This window comes from Mesorhizobium sp. ORS 3428, from assembly GCF_001854785.1.
Classification (GTDB): domain Bacteria; phylum Pseudomonadota; class Alphaproteobacteria; order Rhizobiales; family Rhizobiaceae; genus Mesorhizobium.
Genome location: NZ_MDFL01000126.1, coordinates 67,262 through 86,225, shown reverse-complemented (window position 1 = coordinate 86,225; position 18,964 = coordinate 67,262). Strand labels below are relative to the sequence as shown.

15 protein-coding genes are annotated in these 18,964 nt (G+C 62.0%); 8 read left to right on the top strand and 7 right to left on the bottom strand.

The window, feature by feature from the left end:
* The first annotated feature begins 289 nt into the window (after window positions 1-289).
* On the top strand, window positions 290-1,816 hold the full coding sequence (locus ORS3428_RS19315) for a leucyl aminopeptidase (protein ID WP_071099888.1): 1,527 nt from the start codon (window positions 290-292) through the stop codon (window positions 1,814-1,816).
* Window positions 1,817-1,828: 12 nt separating this feature from the next.
* Window positions 1,829-2,278 carry a DNA polymerase III subunit chi gene (locus ORS3428_RS19310; protein WP_071099887.1) on the top strand — a complete coding sequence of 150 codons (450 nt, stop codon included), beginning with the start codon at window positions 1,829-1,831 and terminating at the stop codon, window positions 2,276-2,278.
* A 200-nt stretch (window positions 2,279-2,478) separates the two neighbouring features.
* Here ORS3428_RS19310 and ORS3428_RS19305 read toward each other — a convergent pair whose 3' ends face one another.
* Both ORS3428_RS19305 and ORS3428_RS19300 read right to left on the bottom strand, forming a co-directional pair.
* Window positions 2,479-2,886 (bottom strand): hypothetical protein, encoded by a 408-nt coding sequence (locus tag ORS3428_RS19305; protein WP_157895975.1) that lies wholly within the window; start codon window positions 2,884-2,886, stop codon window positions 2,479-2,481.
* Between the two features lie 167 nt (window positions 2,887-3,053).
* The gene (locus ORS3428_RS19300; protein WP_083355237.1) at window positions 3,054-4,232 is read right to left on the bottom strand and encodes an amidohydrolase; all 1,179 of its coding nucleotides are present in this window, start codon (window positions 4,230-4,232) and stop codon (window positions 3,054-3,056) included.
* Window positions 4,233-4,331: 99 nt separating this feature from the next.
* Between ORS3428_RS19300 and ORS3428_RS19295 the strand changes: the two genes are divergently transcribed.
* A complete protein-coding gene (locus tag ORS3428_RS19295) occupies window positions 4,332-4,880 on the top strand; it encodes an AraC family ligand binding domain-containing protein (protein ID WP_131802927.1) in 549 nt (182 codons plus the stop codon).
* The gene (locus ORS3428_RS19290; protein ID WP_071099883.1) at window positions 4,793-5,161 is read left to right on the top strand and encodes a helix-turn-helix transcriptional regulator; all 369 of its coding nucleotides are present in this window, start codon (window positions 4,793-4,795) and stop codon (window positions 5,159-5,161) included. The genes ORS3428_RS19295 and ORS3428_RS19290 overlap by 88 nt, the downstream gene beginning before the upstream one ends.
* A 48-nt stretch (window positions 5,162-5,209) precedes the next feature.
* On the opposite strand, the gene ORS3428_RS19285 is transcribed toward ORS3428_RS19290, so the two are convergent.
* Entirely contained in the window at window positions 5,210-5,980 is a 771-nt protein-coding gene (locus ORS3428_RS19285; protein WP_071099882.1) for an OmpA family protein, read from the bottom strand.
* Between the two features lie 75 nt (window positions 5,981-6,055).
* Window positions 6,056-9,262, bottom strand: coding sequence for a DUF6212 domain-containing protein (locus tag ORS3428_RS19280; protein ID WP_071099881.1), 3,207 nt, complete (start codon window positions 9,260-9,262; stop codon window positions 6,056-6,058).
* Between the two features lie 286 nt (window positions 9,263-9,548).
* On the opposite strand from ORS3428_RS19280, the gene ORS3428_RS19275 reads away from it, so the two are divergent.
* Window positions 9,549-10,505, top strand: a complete 957-nt coding sequence (locus ORS3428_RS19275) for a glycosyltransferase family 2 protein (RefSeq protein WP_071099880.1) — start codon at window positions 9,549-9,551, stop codon at window positions 10,503-10,505.
* Window positions 10,506-10,536: 31 nt separating this feature from the next.
* Here ORS3428_RS19275 and ORS3428_RS19270 read toward each other — a convergent pair whose 3' ends face one another.
* Window positions 10,537-10,827, bottom strand: coding sequence for a hypothetical protein (locus ORS3428_RS19270; RefSeq protein ID WP_071099879.1), 291 nt, complete (start codon window positions 10,825-10,827; stop codon window positions 10,537-10,539).
* A 148-nt stretch (window positions 10,828-10,975) separates the two neighbouring features.
* Window positions 10,976-13,669 carry a glycosyltransferase family 2 protein gene (locus ORS3428_RS19265; protein WP_071099878.1) on the bottom strand — a complete coding sequence of 898 codons (2,694 nt, stop codon included), beginning with the start codon at window positions 13,667-13,669 and terminating at the stop codon, window positions 10,976-10,978.
* Window positions 13,670-13,900: 231 nt separating this feature from the next.
* On the opposite strand from ORS3428_RS19265, the gene ORS3428_RS19260 reads away from it, so the two are divergent.
* The 3 genes from ORS3428_RS19260 to ORS3428_RS19250 all read left to right on the top strand — a co-directional run bounded on the left by ORS3428_RS19260 (window position 13,901) and on the right by ORS3428_RS19250 (window position 17,928).
* Window positions 13,901-14,416 carry a hypothetical protein gene (locus ORS3428_RS19260; RefSeq protein WP_244508038.1) on the top strand — a complete coding sequence of 172 codons (516 nt, stop codon included), beginning with the start codon at window positions 13,901-13,903 and terminating at the stop codon, window positions 14,414-14,416.
* A gap of 67 nt (window positions 14,417-14,483) precedes the next feature.
* The gene (locus tag ORS3428_RS19255; protein WP_131802926.1) at window positions 14,484-15,302 is read left to right on the top strand and encodes a hypothetical protein; all 819 of its coding nucleotides are present in this window, start codon (window positions 14,484-14,486) and stop codon (window positions 15,300-15,302) included.
* A 136-nt stretch (window positions 15,303-15,438) separates the two neighbouring features.
* Window positions 15,439-17,928, top strand: coding sequence for a sulfatase-like hydrolase/transferase (locus ORS3428_RS19250; protein ID WP_071099876.1), 2,490 nt, complete (start codon window positions 15,439-15,441; stop codon window positions 17,926-17,928).
* Between the two features lie 29 nt (window positions 17,929-17,957).
* Here ORS3428_RS19250 and ORS3428_RS19245 read toward each other — a convergent pair whose 3' ends face one another.
* The gene (locus ORS3428_RS19245) at window positions 17,958-18,941 is read right to left on the bottom strand and encodes an NAD-dependent epimerase/dehydratase family protein (RefSeq protein ID WP_071099875.1); all 984 of its coding nucleotides are present in this window, start codon (window positions 18,939-18,941) and stop codon (window positions 17,958-17,960) included.
* Between the last annotated feature and the right edge of the window lie 23 nt (window positions 18,942-18,964).

Here is an 18,964-nt window from a genome sequence, read left to right as displayed (position 1 = left end):
GCGCAAGCACAACTGGCTCCATTGGCGGCCCGATCTGGTTTGTCGCCCCACGCCACGTGCCCCAGCGCGGCGAAGTGTCCGCGCCAATCGATAAGAAATGCGAAACATTGATGGTTAACAACAGGTTGCAGCAGGAAGCTTGTGTTCTGCCGCGACGAATCCTTCGATGGTTTCGGTGCCRATATAGACCGCGATTTCGGCCAAAGTCTTGCCAAATGGCACAAAACGACCAAATGTCGCGCACGCTTGAAAGCCGGTTCGCGGCACCTCACCCCGAAAGCAGGATCTGATGACTTCGAGACCTTCGATTGCCTTCGCCAAATTCGCCGCGCCCAAAAAAGGCAGCGTCTTCGTGCTTGCGGCCGATGGCGGGGGGCTTGGCGAGGCCGCGAAGGCCTGCGATCCGGCGGGTGCGCTTGCCCGCGCCTTCCCGGTCGCCGATTTCTCCGGCAAGTTCGCGAGCTCGGCCGAAGTGCTGGCGCCCGAAGGGACGTCGGTCGACCGGCTGGTGGCGATCGGCGCCGGCAAGGTCGCGAACCTCGACGACTATGCCTGGCTGAAGCTCGGTGGCGCCGTTGCCGCTGCGCTGCGCAAGGCCACGGAAGTCGCTGTGATCCTCGACCTGCCCGAGTTGCAGCCGGACGGCAGGCAGGCGGCGCAGCTTGCCGCCGGCATCCTTCTGCGCAGCTATGGCTTCGACAAATACAAGACCCGGAAGGACAGGGAAGAGGGCCAGTCCGATGCCAAGGGGGCGGACGCCAAGAAGAGCGAAGCGGCGAAGCCCGCCAAGATCACCATCCATTGCGCCGAGCCTGCCGCCGCGAAAAAGGCCTTCGCAAGCGAAGAGGCGGTGATCGACGGTGTGCTTTTGGCGCGCGATCTCGTCAACGAGCCGGCCAACGCGCTGGGCCCGGTGGAATTCGCCGCCCGCGCCAAGGAGTTGGAGGCGCTCGGCGTCGAGGTCGAGATCCTGACCGAGAAGGAGATGAAGAAGCTCGGCATGGGCTCGCTGCTCGGCGTCGCTCAGGGCTCGCCGCGGGGCGCCCGCATAGCCGTCATGCAATGGAAGGGCGGCAAGGCCAAGGACGCGCCGGTCGCGTTCATCGGCAAGGGCGTCACCTTCGACACGGGCGGCAATTCGATGAAGCCGGCCTCCGGCATGGAGGACATGAAGGGCGACATGGGGGGAGCCGCCGCCGTCACCGGCCTGATCCATGCGCTGGCCGCGCGCAAGGCCAAGGCCAATGTCGTCGGTGTCATCGGCCTGGTCGAGAACGCGGTCGACGGCCACTCACAGCGTCCGGGCGACATCGTCACCTCGATGTCGGGCCAGACGATCGAGGTGCTCAACACCGACGCCGAAGGCCGCCTCGTGCTGGCCGATGCGCTCTGGTACACCAACGACCGCTTCAAACCGAAATTCATGGTGAATCTGGCGACGCTGACCGGCGCCATCATGGTGGCGCTCGGCCAGCATTATGCCGGCCTGTTCTCCAACAATGACGAGCTGGCCGGCAGGCTCCTCGGCGCCGGCCAGGCGACGCAGGAGCGGCTGTGGCGCATGCCGCTCGGCGCCGAATACGACAAGCTGATCGATTCCAAGAACGCCGACATGAAGAACATCGGCGGCCGCTATGGCGGCGCCATCATCGCCGCGCAGTTCCTGCAGCGTTTCGTCAAGGACRCGCCCTGGGCGCATATCGACATCGCCGGCACCGCGATGGGCGCGCCGGCAAGCGAGATCAACCAGTCATGGGGCTCGGGCTTCGGCGTGCGGCTTCTCGACAGGCTGGTGCGCGATCATTACGAAGGGTAGGGCTTTCGAAGGATGGCCGACATCCTCTTCTACCACCTGACCGAATCGACGCTGGAGGAGGCGCTGCCGGGTCTCCTCGAGCGCAGCGTCGAGCGCGGCTGGCGCGTGGTGGTGCAGACCGGCACCGAGGAGYGGCGCGACGCACTCGACCAGCATCTGTGGACGTTCCGCGACGATGCCTTCCTGGCGCATGCCACTGACCGCGAAGCCCATCCGGCCGAGCAGCCGATCCTGCTCACCACGGGGGAGGCGAACCCCAACGCGGCCCAGATCCGCTTCCTCGTCGATGGCGCGGCCCCGCCTGAGCTTTCCGGCTACGAGCGCGCCGTCTTCCTCTTCGACGGCCATGATGCGGCGCAACTCGAAGCCGCGCGCGGCCATTGGAAGACGATGAAGGAGGCCGGCCACGCCGTCACCTACTGGCAGCAGACGCCCGATCGGCGGTGGGAGCGGAAAGCCTAAAACACGTCAGCGATCGCCGATTGTCACCTGTTGAGTTCGTGCGGTGCGGCAGGTCCCTCACTTGCTCGTCGGACAAATGCCGTCGGCTGCCATGCCGCGGGAGTGCCGGGAGGGATCACTCGGCTGCCGGCGTCGAGCGGCCGGCCACATATAGCGCCACCGGCGCGCACGCTCCGATTTGGCCTGGCGCTGCCACCCGATCAACCGCCTCTCAACTGCCGAAGCACATCTCGATTGGCTCGCAGAAGCTCAAGATAGAGCTCCTTGGCCTTGGGCTCCGCGAAGCAGTAGAAACGAAATAGCTCTTCGCTATTTTCTTTGTAGCCGTGAAAGGCCGGAGCTTCCTTCGTCGCCTCACTTGTAGCCCGATCGAGCGCAAACAACTCCTTGAAAATTGTGCCATCCTCCGACTTCGCGACCACTACTCTTTCCATCCGGCCGTTGCTGAAGACGTACGACACCTTCGATTTTTTGCCTTCGGGGTTCTCGTTGATTGTCTCCAGGACGCCGTTGCCGGGTTCGTCCGGACACTTGACGGAAACTCTGAGGAAATCACTATCGGCGAAGGACGCYGAGCTGCCACACGTGGCGAAAAACAACAGGATCAAGCTCGGCAACATCCCGGAATTTCTGGTCGCGAAGAAGCACATGAGCGGCAATCACCTCCAACCGGGCTATTAGGCATGGTGATTGACCATCTTGCGATGTCTTCGCCAAGTCAAACAGGGTCTGCACAATGCCGGGAACTGCAATCGCCCATGCTTCTGCGATCATTCTACTTCCCACCGACCGGTAGCGCGCGCTGGACGACGCTGAGGAAGAAGCGGATGCCGATCGGGATGATCGCGTCGTTGAAGACGAAGCGGTTGCCATGCAGCCCGGCGCCAGGGCCGACATTGCCGGCGCCGATCCACACATAGGCGCCGTCTCCGACGCCCTGCAGCAGGAAGGCAAAATCCTCGCAGCCCATGCTGGGCTGGAACGCGGTTGCGACGCGCTCCGCACCCACCGTATCCGCGCCGGCCTGCGCCGCGAGCGCCGCGCCGTTCGCCGGGTTCACCACCGGCGGGTAACCGCGCTTGTAGGTGAGTTCGGCGCTCGCGCCGTGCATCGCGGCCGCAGCCTCCGCCACGCGCTCGATCTCGGCCGCGCAATGCTCGGAGAGCGCGCGGTCGTAGAAGCGGCAGGTGCCCTCGACCTTGACCTCGCCCGGCACGAAATTGTTGAAGCGGCCGCCATGGATCTGCGTCACCGAGAGCACGGCCGGCGACAGCGGATCGACGCTGCGTGAGACCAGCCGCTGGATCGCGGTGACGAAGCTTGCCGCGGCAAGCAGCGGATCGTCGCCCAGATGCGGCATCGCCGCGTGGCAGCCGCGGCCGCGAAAGGCGATCTCGAAATCGTCGACGGCCGCCATCTGCGGCCCGGCGCGCACGCCGATATGGCCTTCCGGAAAGCCCGGCCAGTTATGCACGGCAAACACCTGGTCGACCGGAAAGCGCTTTAGCAGCCCGTCCTCGATCATCTTCCTGCCGCCGCCCAGCACCTCCTCGGCCGGCTGGAAGACGAACACCACCGTGCCGTCGAAGCTGTCGCTTTCGGCGAGCAACTTCGCCGTGCCGAGCAGCATGGCGGCGTGGCCGTCATGGCCGCAGGCATGCATGACGCCGTCGTTGCGCGAGGCATAGGCGACATCGGCGGCTTCCTTGATCGGCAGGGCGTCGAGCTCCGCCCGCAGTGCGATCGCCTTGCGGCCCGTGCCCTTCGTCAGGGTGGCGACCACTGCCGTAGCGCTGACGTCGGTATGGACGGCCAGGCCGAATTCCTCGAGCTTCGCCGCGACGAAGCCCGCCGTCTTGTGCTCGGCAAAGCCCAGCTCCGGATTGGCATGGATGTGCTGGCGCCAACCGATCGCCTCAGGGACGATTGCTTCCACCCTGTCGTTTTCCCGCATCGCCATATCTCCGTTTCGAATGCGGCGATGTAGCCCGGGCCTTCGGCTGCCGTCTTGAACGGGATTGACGGGCAGGGCGGTTTCGAAAAGGCTTCCGCCATGAGCGACGCGAGCGAGCAAAGGGAACGAGAGGCAGCGAAGCTGACGCGGCATGAGGGCCTTCGCGGTCTCGAAATGCTCGCCGCCCGCTATCGCGACCATGCCTATGCGCTGCACACCCACCCGACCTGGGTTTTCGGTGTCGTCGTGGCCGGCGTCGAGAAGCTCAGGATCGGCCGCCGCCGGCATCTGGCGCCGGCGGGCTCGATCATCATCGTCAATCCGGAAGACCCGCATGACGGCGAGAAAGGAGCGCCTGCCGGCTGGGCGTACCGCACCTGTTATCCTAATGCCGCGCTGATGGCCGAGATCGCCGAGGAATTCGAACAGCCCGGGCTGCCGATGTTCGGCGAGGGCATCGTTCACGCGCCGGAGCTGGCGCGGGCATTCGTGCGGGCGCATCGGCTCGTGGGACAGGCGCTGAGCAGGAAGCGGCGATGCTGGTGGTTCTCGGCAAACTCGTGCAACGCTTCGGCGACGGCAAGGTCCGCTCCCGCGCTGGCGACGGCGGTGAGACGGAGCGGCGTTTCCGCCTTTACGGCGAGCTGATCGCCGCCGATCTTTCAGTCGGCTTCGACCTTTCGCGTCTGGCAGCGGCCGCCGGTGTCACACGCTTCCAGGTGATCCGCGATTTCCACCGCGCCGCCGGCATGACGCCTGGACAATATCTGCGCGACCGCCGCATCCGCGCCGCCTCGGCGCTGATCAAGACCGACATGCCGCTGGCCGAGATCGCCGCGGCGACCGGCTTCGCCGACCAGAGCCACCTCACCAGGGTGTTCAAGGCGATCAAGGGCCTGTCGCCCGGCGCCTGGCGCGCCGCAGCGTGAGATGTGTCGCGCGGCAATTCTACGGGCGGCGCGCCAGCAGCAGGCGCGCTACATCAGCGATGCCGTGGCGAGACGGTTTTTGGCGATGTTCGGCTTCTTGTCGCCGACATAGTCCACATGAGTGTCGATGAGCCGATCGTTGTTGATGCCGGCCGCGGTCATAACGTCCACGATCGCCTTGATCCGCTGCTTGGCCAGGTCCTTGTTCGTCTTCGCGGCGTCGGCGCCGGTAAATTCCTTGGCGGCCTGAGCCGTCAACTCCACATTGCAGCGCGCGTCTTTGATGCTGGCGGCGAATTTTTCGAGGTCGCTTTTGACCTGCGGCGAGATTACGGAAGACTGGCTGTCGAAGACAAGGTTGACTTGCACCGCGCTCCGCTTCTCGTACTTACGGCAGGATATCCCTTGCTTGGGCAGGGTGTACACGATGGCGCTCCGCGCCTGGTTCGTATCGGCGGCGCCGTCGTCGACCCAATGCTGAACCGCAAGCACCATTTCCGGCTTGACGCCTTGCACCCTCAGGAAGTCGGCGGTTGCGTTGAGCCTGCGGCCAGCTATGTCGTATGCCTTGTTGCCTTCCTTGCTGGCCGTCGCGTAAAGCCTGTAGCCRCAATCGCGCCCGGCGCCCTTGACGAACACCGCCAGGCTCTTCGCGGTTTCATCCGAGATCTTGCCGTTGCCCTTTTTGAACAGGACACGATACGAGTTCCACTGGGTGCACTTCGGCCCGACGTCGCGCTCTTCGGCTGCCGCCTTGAAACAAATCGCGCTACTGGCGACAATAATAAAAGCCAGGGCGAGACTGAATACGAATTTCATCTTCGTGGCTCCTCCCAGGCAACATATTACCGCACTTCGCGCTCTAACGTTAGCGCGACTGGCGGTGGCGGTCTGTCAATCCCATACGAGCAGCAGCTTGCGCCAAAAAGCGTTGGACGGTGTCGGTTTCGAACCGCGTGGCAGCCTGACGGCCAGATAGATCGTCAGCCATTTGCGATCGATCTCCCGGATGGAGACCTTCAGGTCATGCAGCTCGAAAGGTTTCGAAACCCGTGTCCATCCGGAGAACGCCAAGGCGCCGACGGGAGCGTCGCGGTCCCAAACGAGCTTTTCCTCCGGCCTGCCGAGAGCCAAGGCGAACTCGAATGGCGACGCCTCCTCGTGTGCGATCTCCACCGTCGCGATGGCGCTCCTGGCAAATGCCGGGAAAGCGGCGTTGAGCGAGGCTACGACCGGGCCATGCGTGCTCGGCCGCAGAAATATGCCGCCATTGTCGCCAGCGACGAGAAGCAGCGGCAGTTCGGAGGGATAATTCGTCACAAGCGTCGATTGCTTAAGTTCCTCTCCCGTCAGCCGGCGCGTGCGTTGGCGCGATTGCGGCGCGTTGAGGCGTGGGCGCCTCGCGCCAGGCGAAACGACATTGCGGATCTTGATGCTTGAAAAACCGCCGAGCACCGGCGCGTCGGGCCGATTGCCGCCACATCTGACGGCAAGCAGCAAATCGCGCCTGACTGATGCCGGCGTATCGACGCTCGCCATGATCTCGCGGGGTTCGTGCGGACGGCTGACATCGGCCCAGCCGCTTCCATCGCCATTTTCGAGGAGCCGAGCGAGGTCACTGAAAGTCTGGTTCTCCGCATCGACGATCGCGATCTGAAACTGCGCCGGCCCCGTCAATGCTTCGTCGAGGTAGACCCAGCAATCCGCGCCGATTGTGCCGGGTGGGCAGACGCCCTTCAGCAAAGCCATTGAGACAATGTTGCCCTTGGCCTGGAGGAACAATTGGTCTGGCGATTGTTCGACATAGGTCAACAGATCGGAATCGGCATCCGGATACGAGCCGACATGGGCGAGGCGCAGGACTTCGGCCGAGAGGTATCGCTCGCTGTGGAGCGCGGAATGCAGTTCCGGCACGGTATCCTCAGCCGCCGCATCGAGCAGATCGACGACACCCAGGGTGAAGTCCGATCGTCCGGAACGGGCGAGAAGCGAAATCGCCGTATCGGGCCTGCCTTCGCGCGCCGCTATCTCAGCCAGCAACTGCATCGCGTCGGTGGAATTGGCGGGAGCGGAGCTTAGCCGCAGATAGCGGTCATCCTTGACCCGCAGTTCCAGATTCCAAAGGTTGAGATCCTTCTCATGACTGGCAGTATTCGAGCTGATGCCGAGTTGCACGAACATGTCCGTATGCGCGAATTTGTGCTTGCGGAACACGTCGATGATGGGCCTGCGATTTCGAAGCCATTCGGCATTCCGGTTCATGCCGGTCGGCGACGAGCGGTACCAGTAGAGCGGCTCCGGGACGGTCACGATCTCAAGGCCCGCCAGGTCGGCGCGCAGGAAGAATTCCCAGTCGCTTGCTGAAAAGCCGCGCTCCTCGTTCAGGTAGCCGATCTTGTCGAACACCTCCCGCCGCAACATCGCGTTGGCATCGCCATACGGGTTGGTGATCAGGGCGATGTCGGGAGGGCCCCCAACCGGGAAATAGAGCATGTATCCTCCGTTCGTGTCTGGCGGCACAAACGGTTCGTTGAGCCATTTGGAAAAGGTCGTGCAGATGTCGGCGCCGGTCTCTTGAATGGCGGCCGCCAGCGTGCTGACCGCATTCGGAAACAGCGCGTTGTCGTCGTCCAGGAACAGGATCAACGAACCCTTCGCGGCTCGAATTCCGGTGTTGCGCGCCTTGCCGAGGAAACCATTCTTCTGCCGGATTATGCGCCAGCCGCGTCGCTTGAACTCGGGCTCCAGCTCTGCCAGCAGCTGGATTGCCTCCGGATCCGTGCTGCCGTCATCGACGACGATCAATTCGATGTTGGGATAGTCTTGGCGCCGAACCGAGGCAATCGCCTGCGGCAGCAGGCGCGCCCGGTTGTAATGCGCCGTGATGATCGAAACGAGCGGCGGCCGTCTGCGGCTCCGGCTGGGGCTGGCAACCTTGGCGGGGCGTCGGCCGAGCTTGGCGTGCAGCTTGCTCCAGGCCTTCTCCCGCGCTTCCCTGTCATGCTGCGGCTTTGCCGGGCCGAACGATGGGTCCTTAAGCACCGACGCGATCTTGCCCGCGATGGCGGAAGCGGATGCCTGCATCATCACTGCCTCGGCGAACTTCGGATGGAGCAGGTCTCGTATGCTGCCGACGTCCGTCGCGATGAACGGAATTCCCTCGTCGAGACACGTTACCACATCAAGTGGAAGCTGCGCGGCCGAGTGCGTAATCGCCACCAGCGCGTGGCTCTGCCGCAGATAGCGGAAGATTTCGGGCTCGTCCCAGATGGGCAGAAGGTTCAGTTTGAACGGCCATTGCCTGGCGCGGCGAACGATCATGCCGCCCGAATGCTCGCCGAGAACATGGCCGAACGCGCCCATGACTGTCACCGCCAGATCGGTGACGCCACTGTCGGCCAGACGGTCGAGCGCGTCGCAAAACAGCATGAGCCCGTTGCGTTCTTCCGTGCCGGAGAAATGAACCACCTCGTTCGTGGGGCGCGCTCTTGGTCTGTAACGGTCCACTGTAAAGTTGGAGCGCCATTCCTCGGGCTCGAGAGGCGTGGCGATATGACGGCTGGCGGGTAGCTTCCATCCCGCCTTGCTCATCCAGTCGAGCAGGGACTGGCCGGTAACTACGAGATGGTCGCAGGTCTCGACCGACGTCCTTTCCATATGAGCAACCGTCATCTGCTCCTTGCGTTCGATCGCCCGGGCGTTGGCCTCCAGCCTCCATGAAAGCGGCTCATGTCCGAGCACGACGATCACGGGAGGGTTCGGAAAGACGCCCGTCCGTTTGGCGACAGTGGGAAAATGCGCCAGTCCGCCCTCGAGCGAAAAATAGACGACGTCGAAATTGTTTTGCTTGAGATAGTGGTAGACGGCCACCGAGTTCTGGTCCCTCGCTTCAAGGCCACGCAGCAGTTCAGGCGATTGCGGCAGCAGCTCAAGCCGCACCAGAAAATTGTCGAAACACCATTTGGCCAGTTTTGCGATCTCCTGGCCATCGGGCTGGCTGCCGAACGGGTTCGCTACCCAAAGCAACGTCACGGTGTCGCCGGATTTCGCCAGGTGCTGAGCCAGTGCATAAGTCGCGGAGCCGGGATCAGCGGTCACCATTGATCCGAACTCGACCTCGGAGACGACACACACATTGCGGGGCTTTTGGCTTGCCTGTCGCGTTTGCCTCAGCGTCGCGCCTGCCTTAGAACCAACGCTCAATCAGCCCCCCCTCGATCATCAGCCGAACAGGAAAGTCTTGCCAACAGGAGGATAACACTTTGATAATCGTCTCGCGGGATAATCGGCTTTGGGGCCATCATAACACTCCCGGATTGATGACGTTCGGATGCTTAGCCGCCGGTCTCCAAAACACCTCGAAAGGCTGGACGATCGGCCAGTCGCCGTGAGCAAAGGCGAGATTCTGTGCTTTGTCGGACTGCGCAACGAAGCGGCGTTGCTGCCGCACCTTCTCGACCACCACCGCAAGCTCGGTGTCGACCGTTTCTTTTTCCTGGACAATGGCTCCACGGACGGAACGCGAGAGCTGATCCTGGAACAGCCGGACAGCCACTGCTTCCATACGGAAGGATCGCATTTTTCGGAAAACGTCGATCCGCCGCGGTGGATCAATACGCTGATGAATGTCCTCGGCGTCGGCCATTGGTGCGTTTCGATCGATTCAGACGAGCTTCTCGTGTATCCCGATTCCGAACACGTCAACCTGCGCCAGCTTTGCGGCTATCTCGACTCGACCGGTGCCGAAGCYGTCATCGGATCAATGATCGACATGTACGCCGACGGTCCGCTGGCCGAGTACAGCTATGACGGCACAGTCCCGCCTGTCGAGGCATCGCCTTACTTCGATCCGCGGCCAGGATGGCTGCGCGCGAACAATATCTCATATCCGCCGGAGCAGATGTTYGGCGGTGTCAGGGAGCGAGTCTTCTGGCAGGGCCGGTTCAAGCAGACGCTTCCTCCGTGCCTGACCAAGGTGCCGATTGTGCGGTGGGAGCGGGGCAGGCGCTATCACGTGGCGCAGCACACGATCAGCGAGGTCCGGTTCAGTGAGCTGCGTATCGCATTGCTGCATTTTAAATTCGTTTCGGGATTTCATCTGAAATCGGTGTCGTCACTGAGCGAAAACACGAGGCTCAAGGAGAAGGGGCTCGAGGAGCGTGCTACTTACATCGAGGCCCTGGAGCGCAATCCCAAACTGTCGCTTCGCAATGATCGGTCCGTCCGCTATCGCGGTGATAGCGCGCAGCTCGTGGAACTCGGCTGGATGAAAACCTCGGATCGCTACGCCGAATACGTTGCGAAAACGGCCTCGCCGCGGTTACGCGAGACCGCGGCGACCTGAGCTGACGATTTGCCGAACCGGAAGCTGATGCTTAACCGCCGTAGCGGTGTCCACCGTCGCCGTTGCCGTTGCCGGCGCCACTTGCGGCAAACTGCGCCAAGCTGTTGAGGGCCAGCGCCTTGCAAGCCGTCGGCGCGTTCGGATAACGGTGCAAATAGTCCTCCAGCGCCTCGATGGTGCCGATCTTGAGGGCCCGCTCGCAAGCGAGCTCGGCTTCCTTGACCGGAGCAACCTCGATTTGTGCCTGCGCCGCGTTGGAAAAAGCGACGCTAACGCCCAGAATGCTTAGTCCGCCCAACAGTAGCGACTGGATCTTACGCATGACAAACCCCTTTCCACCACATGCCCCATAACACGCCATAATATAACCGGTTAATAATTTGTCAACCATAACGGGAGGTTAACGAGGTGGGTATAGAGAACCGAGTGCGGTTAACCTTAACCGCGGCCGCATGGGTCTCGGGCCGCGCTCAATCGCTGAAAAGCGTCAGCTTTCGAAAGAAGGCGTTGGTAGGAAAGCCATTGGGAATTTCCGTGAAACGAACCGCCAGAAGGATAGACAACGGCATTTTGAGCMGCACGCGAAGCGCCGCCGTCAGGCGGTGGCGCGCGAACTTGTCTCGAACGGTCACCCAGTCGGAAAAAGCGACGGTTTGCGCGGCGATATCCTCCTGCCAGTCTACCACCCGGTCGGGGCGGGCCAAGGCCAGGCCGAAATCAATTGCCGGCGCGTCGGCATGCGCGACTTCGACCGTTGCCTCCAGCCTGCGGAAGAAGGGAGGAAATTGACTACCGAGCGAGGCGGCGACCAGTCCTTCCAGATGCGGGCGCAGGAATATTCCCCCATCGTCCGGGGCCACCAGGAGCAACGGAAGATCGGAAATGCGCGGTGTGAGAAGCCTGGCGCTCCTTAGCGCTTGATAGCCGAGGCTGTGCGATCCGCCAGCCTCGTCCGGAATGCCTTCACCTGTCGTGACCGGGTCCCGTTCAAGCAAGGTCGCCACGGTATCGGGCCGCCCGGTCGATGCGGCGATGGCGGCGAGCCTCTCGATGGCCGCATCGCCGTTCGGTTCGAGACTGCTGAGTTCGAGATACTTTCGATTGGCGGGGATATATCTCAGATTCTCTCGCGCGCTTTCGATTTCGGACCGCGCCGTGTTTTGGGTAGTGGCAAGCTGATAAAGCAGCCGGGCGTCGTCGAACCTGGCTGACCTGAACGTCTCGATGACGGGAAGGCGATTGTCGTACCAGTTCGAGGYCCGGAACATTCCGTCCGGCTTCGAGCGATACCAGTAAAGCGGTTTCGGAATCGGCCRTATCTTCAGCCCGGCGAGGGAAGCTCGCGCAAAGAATTCCCAGTCATGCATCGCATAACCGGGTTCCTCGACCAGAAAGCCGATCCGCGAGAAAACCTCCCGGCGAACCATCGCGTTGGCGTCGCCATAGATATTGTGGATCAGGCCGAGCGCGTCGGGGCCGCCGAGCGGCAGATACTGGATCAACCCGTCCGCCCGGTCCGCGGGAATGAAATCCTCATAGAAGATCAGCTGGAAAGCGGTGCAGATATCCGCGCCAGATGCCGCCATTGCGCGCACGAAATGGTCGACGGCCTCTGGAAAAAGCGCGTTGTCATCGTCCACGAACAGGATGAGCTCGCCGCGCGCGGCGCGCACGCCGGCATTTCGCGCGGCGCCAAGGTGCCTGTTCGGCCGGCGCATAATCTTCCAGCCGCGCTGACGGAACGTTGGCTCCAGCGCGTCCAGCAATCGCTGGGCTTCGCTCAGGTCGCTTCCGTCATCGACCAGCACCAGCTCCAGCTTGTCGTAAGTCTGTGCCTCGATCGCCGCGATCGCCTGTTTCAGATAGAGCGGCCGGTTGCGATGGGCCATGACGATCGAAACCAGCGGCGCTGGACCGGCGCGCTTGCCAACGCGCCGGCGTGCGGCCGATGCCGGCGGATTGCGTGTATCCAGCCAGGCCCGCCGGCATTGACCAGAAACGTCTATCCGTCGCGGGCGGGGCGGGCTGCCGAGCGCAGCGAGGATCGAGCGGGCCAACTGGCCGGCGTCAGGTCCGACCAATCGAGGTTGCTCCGCCTCTGCGTTCCACGCCTCGGCATTGGCGCCGGCGTTGGTGGCAACGAACGGCAGCCCCGCCGCGATACAGGCAGCGACGGCGGCACCGGTCGATGCGGCAAGCGAAGGGATGACCGCCAGCGCACCGCTACGCGCGACGTAGTCGAGCTTCGCACCCAGATCCGCAGCGGGCAAAAGCTTGAGCTTGAACGGCCATTTCTCCGCGCGGCGCAAAAGCAGTCCGCCGCTGTGCTCGCCCATGATCTTGCCGAATGGAGCAAACGCAGTGAGAGTCAGGCCCGCGGGCGCCGACGGCGCGAGCAAGTCCAACGCATCGCAAAGCAGTGTCAGGCCATCGCGAAACCTCGCTCCGGAGAAGACGGCGAGTTCTCGCGCGGTTCCGCTTTCGGGCGCCGGCCGCGCACCGGCCCGGCCGATGCCGGCGGACAGCGGCAACATCGGCAACACCGCCGCCTTGCGGACCTTCCAGCCTTTCGACAGCATCCACTTGCGCAGCGTGGCGGAGGCGCAGATCGTCCGGTCGGCCATCTCCGCGCAGTATTTTTCCATATAGCCGATGGCGATCGCCTCGGTGCTTCCGACGAAGGCCTTGTCGGTTTCGTGTCCCCATTCCTCCGGCGCGTTGGCGAAGACAATGATCGGCGGGGGCGCGAAGGCCCCGGTTTCGGCCGCCAGCAGCGTGTAATAAGCCAATCCGCCCTCGAGGGGCGCGTAGACCAGATCGTGATTGGACCGTTCGAGGTAATGCAGCAACGCTGCGGAGCGGCTCTCGGGCGTCGCCAGCGAAGGAAGCAGTTGGTCGGACCTGTCGAGAACCTCCAGTTTGACCGGGGCGGCCTCGAATTCCGCCCGGCGCGCCGCCACTTCGTCCGTGGATGGCACGTCCAGGCCCACAACCCACAGCAGGGTGACGTCATCTCCGTTCTCGGCGAACAGCCTGGCAAGTTCGCCGGGCGTCGTGGCGTCGTCGATGTCGACGTCGCGCCGGATCGCTTGCGTCACCACGCAGATGCGGCGACGTCCGCCTTGCGGCTTCGACGGCTTCCTCAGTTTGCTCCCAACGGCCATTGGAGGTTCCTCTGACCCAAATCCATAAGCAACGTTTTTGTGCTTCTCTGCCTTTTAACCATCCCAGGTTTACTTTTCAGTGATCATCCTTCTGCGCCGTTGGTAAACCAAGACCATCAAGTGGTCCCTAAAAAGGCTGTACAATCAATCGACTGTTACAAGTTTATCGACACGGCATAACCAATCTTTACGCCTCCCGGCTAATCGTTCACGGCATAGCAGGAGGYGCAAATGAAAACGACGATGAAGTTTCTCGCTGCGCTCGGTCTGATGGGCGCGATGATCTCGACGAGCTCGGCAGGAGAATTGCTGCGTCCGCGCATCAATCTCGGCACCGCCAACGTCAAGACCATCAGCGGCGATCGCGGCGGCTATGTGATCGACTATGCCATCCGTGCCTTGATGTTGCGGCGCAGCGGCGGTTTTGTGCGGTTCGATGGCGCATGCGACTCGGCCTGCACGCTCTATCTGTCGATGCCCAAGAGCAAGATATGCGTCACGCACAATGCATCGTTCGGCTTCCACTTGCCTTATGGCGCCGGCGCGCGGGGCAATCAGGTCGCCGCGGACTTCATGATGAGGAACTATCCTGRCTGGGTTCGCGGATGGATCGCCAAGCGCGGCGGGCTGAAGAATTCCATCGCGACCATGACCTACGCGGATGCGAGCCGGTTTCTGCCGACCTGCCCTGCCGAGCAGCGTATGACCATAACGAGTCTCAGCCCGACGCGCCTGCGCGGCGGTTGATCCGCGAAGCCAGTGCTGGAACAGGCCGCGACGGCGGGCGCTCCATAGTGCCCGCCGTTGCCGTTTCATGCGGCGGCTCGTAATTGAACCGAAAGGCCGTTTGTGTATTTTCGGGCATCTGGTCATCCTGTTGGGCGTGGTACGAATGCAGCCTTGCCAAAAGTTCGTGCTGATCGCTTCGCCTAGAACCGGATCACAAGCGCTCAATCGCCATCTCAACCAGTATGATGGGATGGTCATGCACGGCGAGGTTTTCAATCCGAGCTTTGTCGGGTTGCGCCACGACTACCACGAGAAGATGAATCTGCCGCGCGAACGCGTCGATTTGCGAGACGCCGAGCCGGACGAGTTCATCGCGCGGATTTTCGACGATCCGTCGGCCAGTTTCGTTGGGTTTCACATATTTCCTGATCAGACCCGCCCCGCCATACTGCCCGTGCTCGAAGATGAAAGCGTCAAGAAGCTTTGGCTCGTAAGGAATCCGATCGCGTCCTTCGTCTCGTTGCTTGAGGCGGAAGCGTCCGGGGTCTGGACGGTCCACGCTTCCGATCCGCCTTCGGCCGACAGCCCCAGGAAGAAGGTGTATTTCGACATAGACCGGTTCAACRCATTTTTGCGCGAGCTGAATTTGTTTCGTGCAAAGATCAGATCCGTGTTGTTCGAGGCCCGGCAGGCATTCTTTCCGATCCGGTATGGCGACATCGGCGATCCGCTGGTCGGCAACGCGATCATCGCCTTTCTCGGGGGCTCCCAGCGCCTGGATCATTTCGAGAGCGAGATCCTTAAACCGCCGCAACGACCGTTCGTCGATCGTATCGAGAATTACTGGGAGTTCGTGAACTATTTCAGGGCCGTCTCCACGGACGACCTGTATGCGTTCGGTTAACCAGTTCTGAAGAGACATGGTTAACTCACAGTTGATTTTGTTGACTCTTTTATAGCCTGGGCTGAATCTGCGAGCGGGGGTTTGAAGGCTGTCGGCGAGGTTCTGACCGAAGCGCAAACTGGTGGCGGGAAATTGCATGACTATCGGCGGCAGTACGGGATCGGCGAGCCGATCCGAAGGCGGCCAGGCGCAATCGCAGACGAAGACGGCCTTGACGCGGGACCAGCGCTTCCGGCGCATGTCCCTGCGCATCATTTGCACGAGCCTGCTGTCATGGCTGCTGCTGGGCGTCTACCGCGGCGTTATCCTCGATCCGCAAACGACGGTTCAGGGCGTTCTTGCGGCCATCCCTACGGGATTGGCCGCAAGTTACTACGATCTGATCCTCATTGCGTCGCTGTCGGCGGCAACGCTGATCCTGCTCTTTCTTGTGAAGGCAAGCAGGCTAGCCGCCGCGGCAATTGTCTTCCTGTTCTATTTTGCCATCATGGCGTCGCTGGGGTGGGGTTTTGCCAACATCAATCTCGTCAAGATCTTGGGCGAGCCATTCACGTTCCAGTGGCTGGTCTATGGCGATTTCCTGCAGAATGCCGACGCCAAGAACGCCATGGGCGACGCGCTCAATGCGAGAGACGTCGCTATCCTCTGCGGTTCCAGCATTCTCGTGCTGACCGTTGGTTACGCCGCGGGCAGGTTGAGCCATCGGCTAAGCGCCGCAGGTCACCGGGCGTTTCTGATCGCGCTGGTCCTGTGTCTCGGAGCAACCCTGGCCGGCACCGGCTACCACGTGCGCGCGGAGGCGTTGCCCGCGGCCAAGATCGACAATCCGATCGTTTATTTTGTTCAGTCGGCCTGGTTCAGCTCAACGCCGGTCATGCTCGCTATCGGCGCCGGCGCCGATGATCCCGACGTCGCCAGCGTCGGCGAGCGTCCGCCGGAAGCGTCAAGCTTCAGGGCGCTGGCGCCAAACGCGATCAAGAACGTGTTGATTTTCATGATGGAGTCGGTGCCGTCAAAATACATCGAGACCTTTGGCGGCAAATATCCGGTCACGCCGACCATAAAGAGCTACGCCGCGGATTCTATCCGCTTCGACAAAATCTATGCGCACGCGCCATCCACGCACTACTCAATATTTTCGCTGCTGACCTCGATGTATAACGACATCTCATTCTATGGGATGACCAGCAGGTATCCATATCTGCCGTTGGAGTCGATTTCCAACACGCTGTCCAAGCACAATTTTCGGACCGGGTTCTTCTGGAGCGCGGATTCCCGCTTCCAGCGAGTGGACGAGTTCCTGCTCAACAAGGGGCTGGACGTAATCCAGGACTATCGGGGGCAGAAATGCGCCACCCCGACGTTCAAGCTCAGCACCGAGCAGTGGAAGAACATGGATTACAACAGTGATCTCTGCACGGCGCAGTCGATCATCGACTGGATGAACAAGGATTCGGAGAAGCCTTTCTTCGGTATCATGTTCACGGCGATGACTCACTATCCCTATATCGCCGGCAGCCCGATGTTCTCGAAGATGGCGCCTTCCGCTAGAGACATCGGGCCGGTGCACTACGTTGAGGACGAAAAATTCAACGCCTATCTCAACGCCTTGAAGGTCGGCGACACCGCGCTCGGCGAGATCCTTGAATCGCTGAAGCAGTCCGGCAAGCTCGATTCGACGCTGGTCGTCATCCTGGGCGATCACGGCGAGGCGTTCGGGGAGYACGGTGACTACGTCCATGCCACCGCGATCTACGACGAGAACGTCCACATCCCGCTCGTCATGATCAACAAGCACCTTTTCCATGACGAGGTCGCGCATCCGGTTGGCGGCATCATCGATGTCGCCCCAACGATCATGGACATACTGGGACTGYCGCTGCCAAAGGAGTGGCAGGGGCRCAGCCTGTTCAGCACGCAACGGTCAAACAAGACCTTCTTCTTCAACCCCTGGGCCGGTTCCCTGTTCGGCTATCGCGACAATGATCGAAAGGTGATTTTCAACGCGACCACCGGCAAGGTCGAGGAATATGACCTCAAGGCCGATCCCGAGGAAAGGACGAACCTCTTCAAGGAGGATGCCGGCGGCCGAACGGCGCTGTTGCAGCCGATCACTGGATGGGTGCAGTCGCAGAAGCGGCGTATAGCGAACCTCGTCACCCAGGCGTCGCAGGCGGCAGGGCACTGTACCGCCACGACCCTGGAGATCGACGCGGCCGGCACGGATTACCAGGGGCCGCCTCGCGTCGACGTCTTCGTGGACGGCAATCGTCTTGCCGAGATAGCCGTGCAGGGCAAGAACAGTACAGCGTCGACGGCCGAAACTCGCGTGGCCGAGATGAAGGAAGCGGCCGCCGACGCACGGCCATTCCGCATCGACCTTTCTGGCGTGCCCAACCCGAAGTCAATCGAAATTCGCTACGTCAATGACCAGTGGGCCGGAGACGGCTTGCCTGGCGACCGCAACCTTTTCATCAAGAGTATAAAGGTGAACGGGCAGTTGGTGCCTAACAGCAAACTGCACGTTGACGAGCAGTCCCATGGCTATACCGACGACAGCGGGACCGCCATGTACACCAACGGCTCTCTGTGGGTCAGCGGCCCCTTCATCGAAGGGTGCATGTAAGGTAGGAGGACTAGCGGCAGCCCTTCGCGCTACCTCTTGCCCTCCGGCCGCCATTCCTGCCGGTACCAGTCGACGAATTTGGCCAATCCTTCCTCGATCGACACTTTCGGCTTGAAGCCGAAGTCGCGCTCCAGCGCGCTGGTGTCGGCATAGGTCTTCTCGACATCGCCGGGCTGCATCGGCAGGTCCTCGCGCATCGCCTTGACGCCGAGAAGCCTTTCCAGCGTCTCGATGAAGCGGCCGAGATGCACCGGCTGGCTGTTGCCGATGTTGTAGATCCTGTGGCATTCGCCGCCGGCTGCCGGCGGCTTGTCGAGAACTGCGACCACGCCGTCGACGATGTCGTCGATATAGGTGAAATCGCGCCACATCTCGCCATGGTTGAAGACGCGGATCGGCTTGCCTCCCAGCATCGCCTCGGTGAAGATCCAGGCCGCCATGTCCGGACGCCCCCAGGGGCCGTAGACGGTGAAGAAGCGCAAGCCGGTCTGCGGCAGGCCGAAGAGATGCGAATAGGTCGAGCTGATCAGTTCGTCCGCCTTCTTGGTCGCCRCGTAGATCGATACCGGATTATCGACGCGGTCGGTCTCCGCAAACGGCACCTTCTTGTTGCCGCCATAGACCGAGCTCGAGGAAGCATAGACCAGGTGCCTGACGCCGGGCGCCGCGCGGCAAAGCTCCAGCACTTCCAGATGGCCCGCAATATTGGCGTGGATATAGGCGCGCGGATTTTCCAGCGAGTAGCGGACGCCCGCCTGCGCGCCGACATGGACGATGCCGCTGACCTGGGTTCCCTCGAGCTTCGCCGCCAGCGCGCCCGGTTCGGCGATGTCGAGCTGGTGGAATGAAAACCCTTTTTGACCAGAAAGCCTGGCGAGCCGCGCCGCCTTAAGCGCCGGATCGTAATAGGCGTTCATATTGTCGACGCCGATAACCTCATCGCCGCGCGCGAGCAGGCGCTGGCAGACATGGCTGCCGATGAAACCGGCGGCTCCGGTCACCAGGATGGTCATGCGTCAATTGCCTCCTGCGCAAC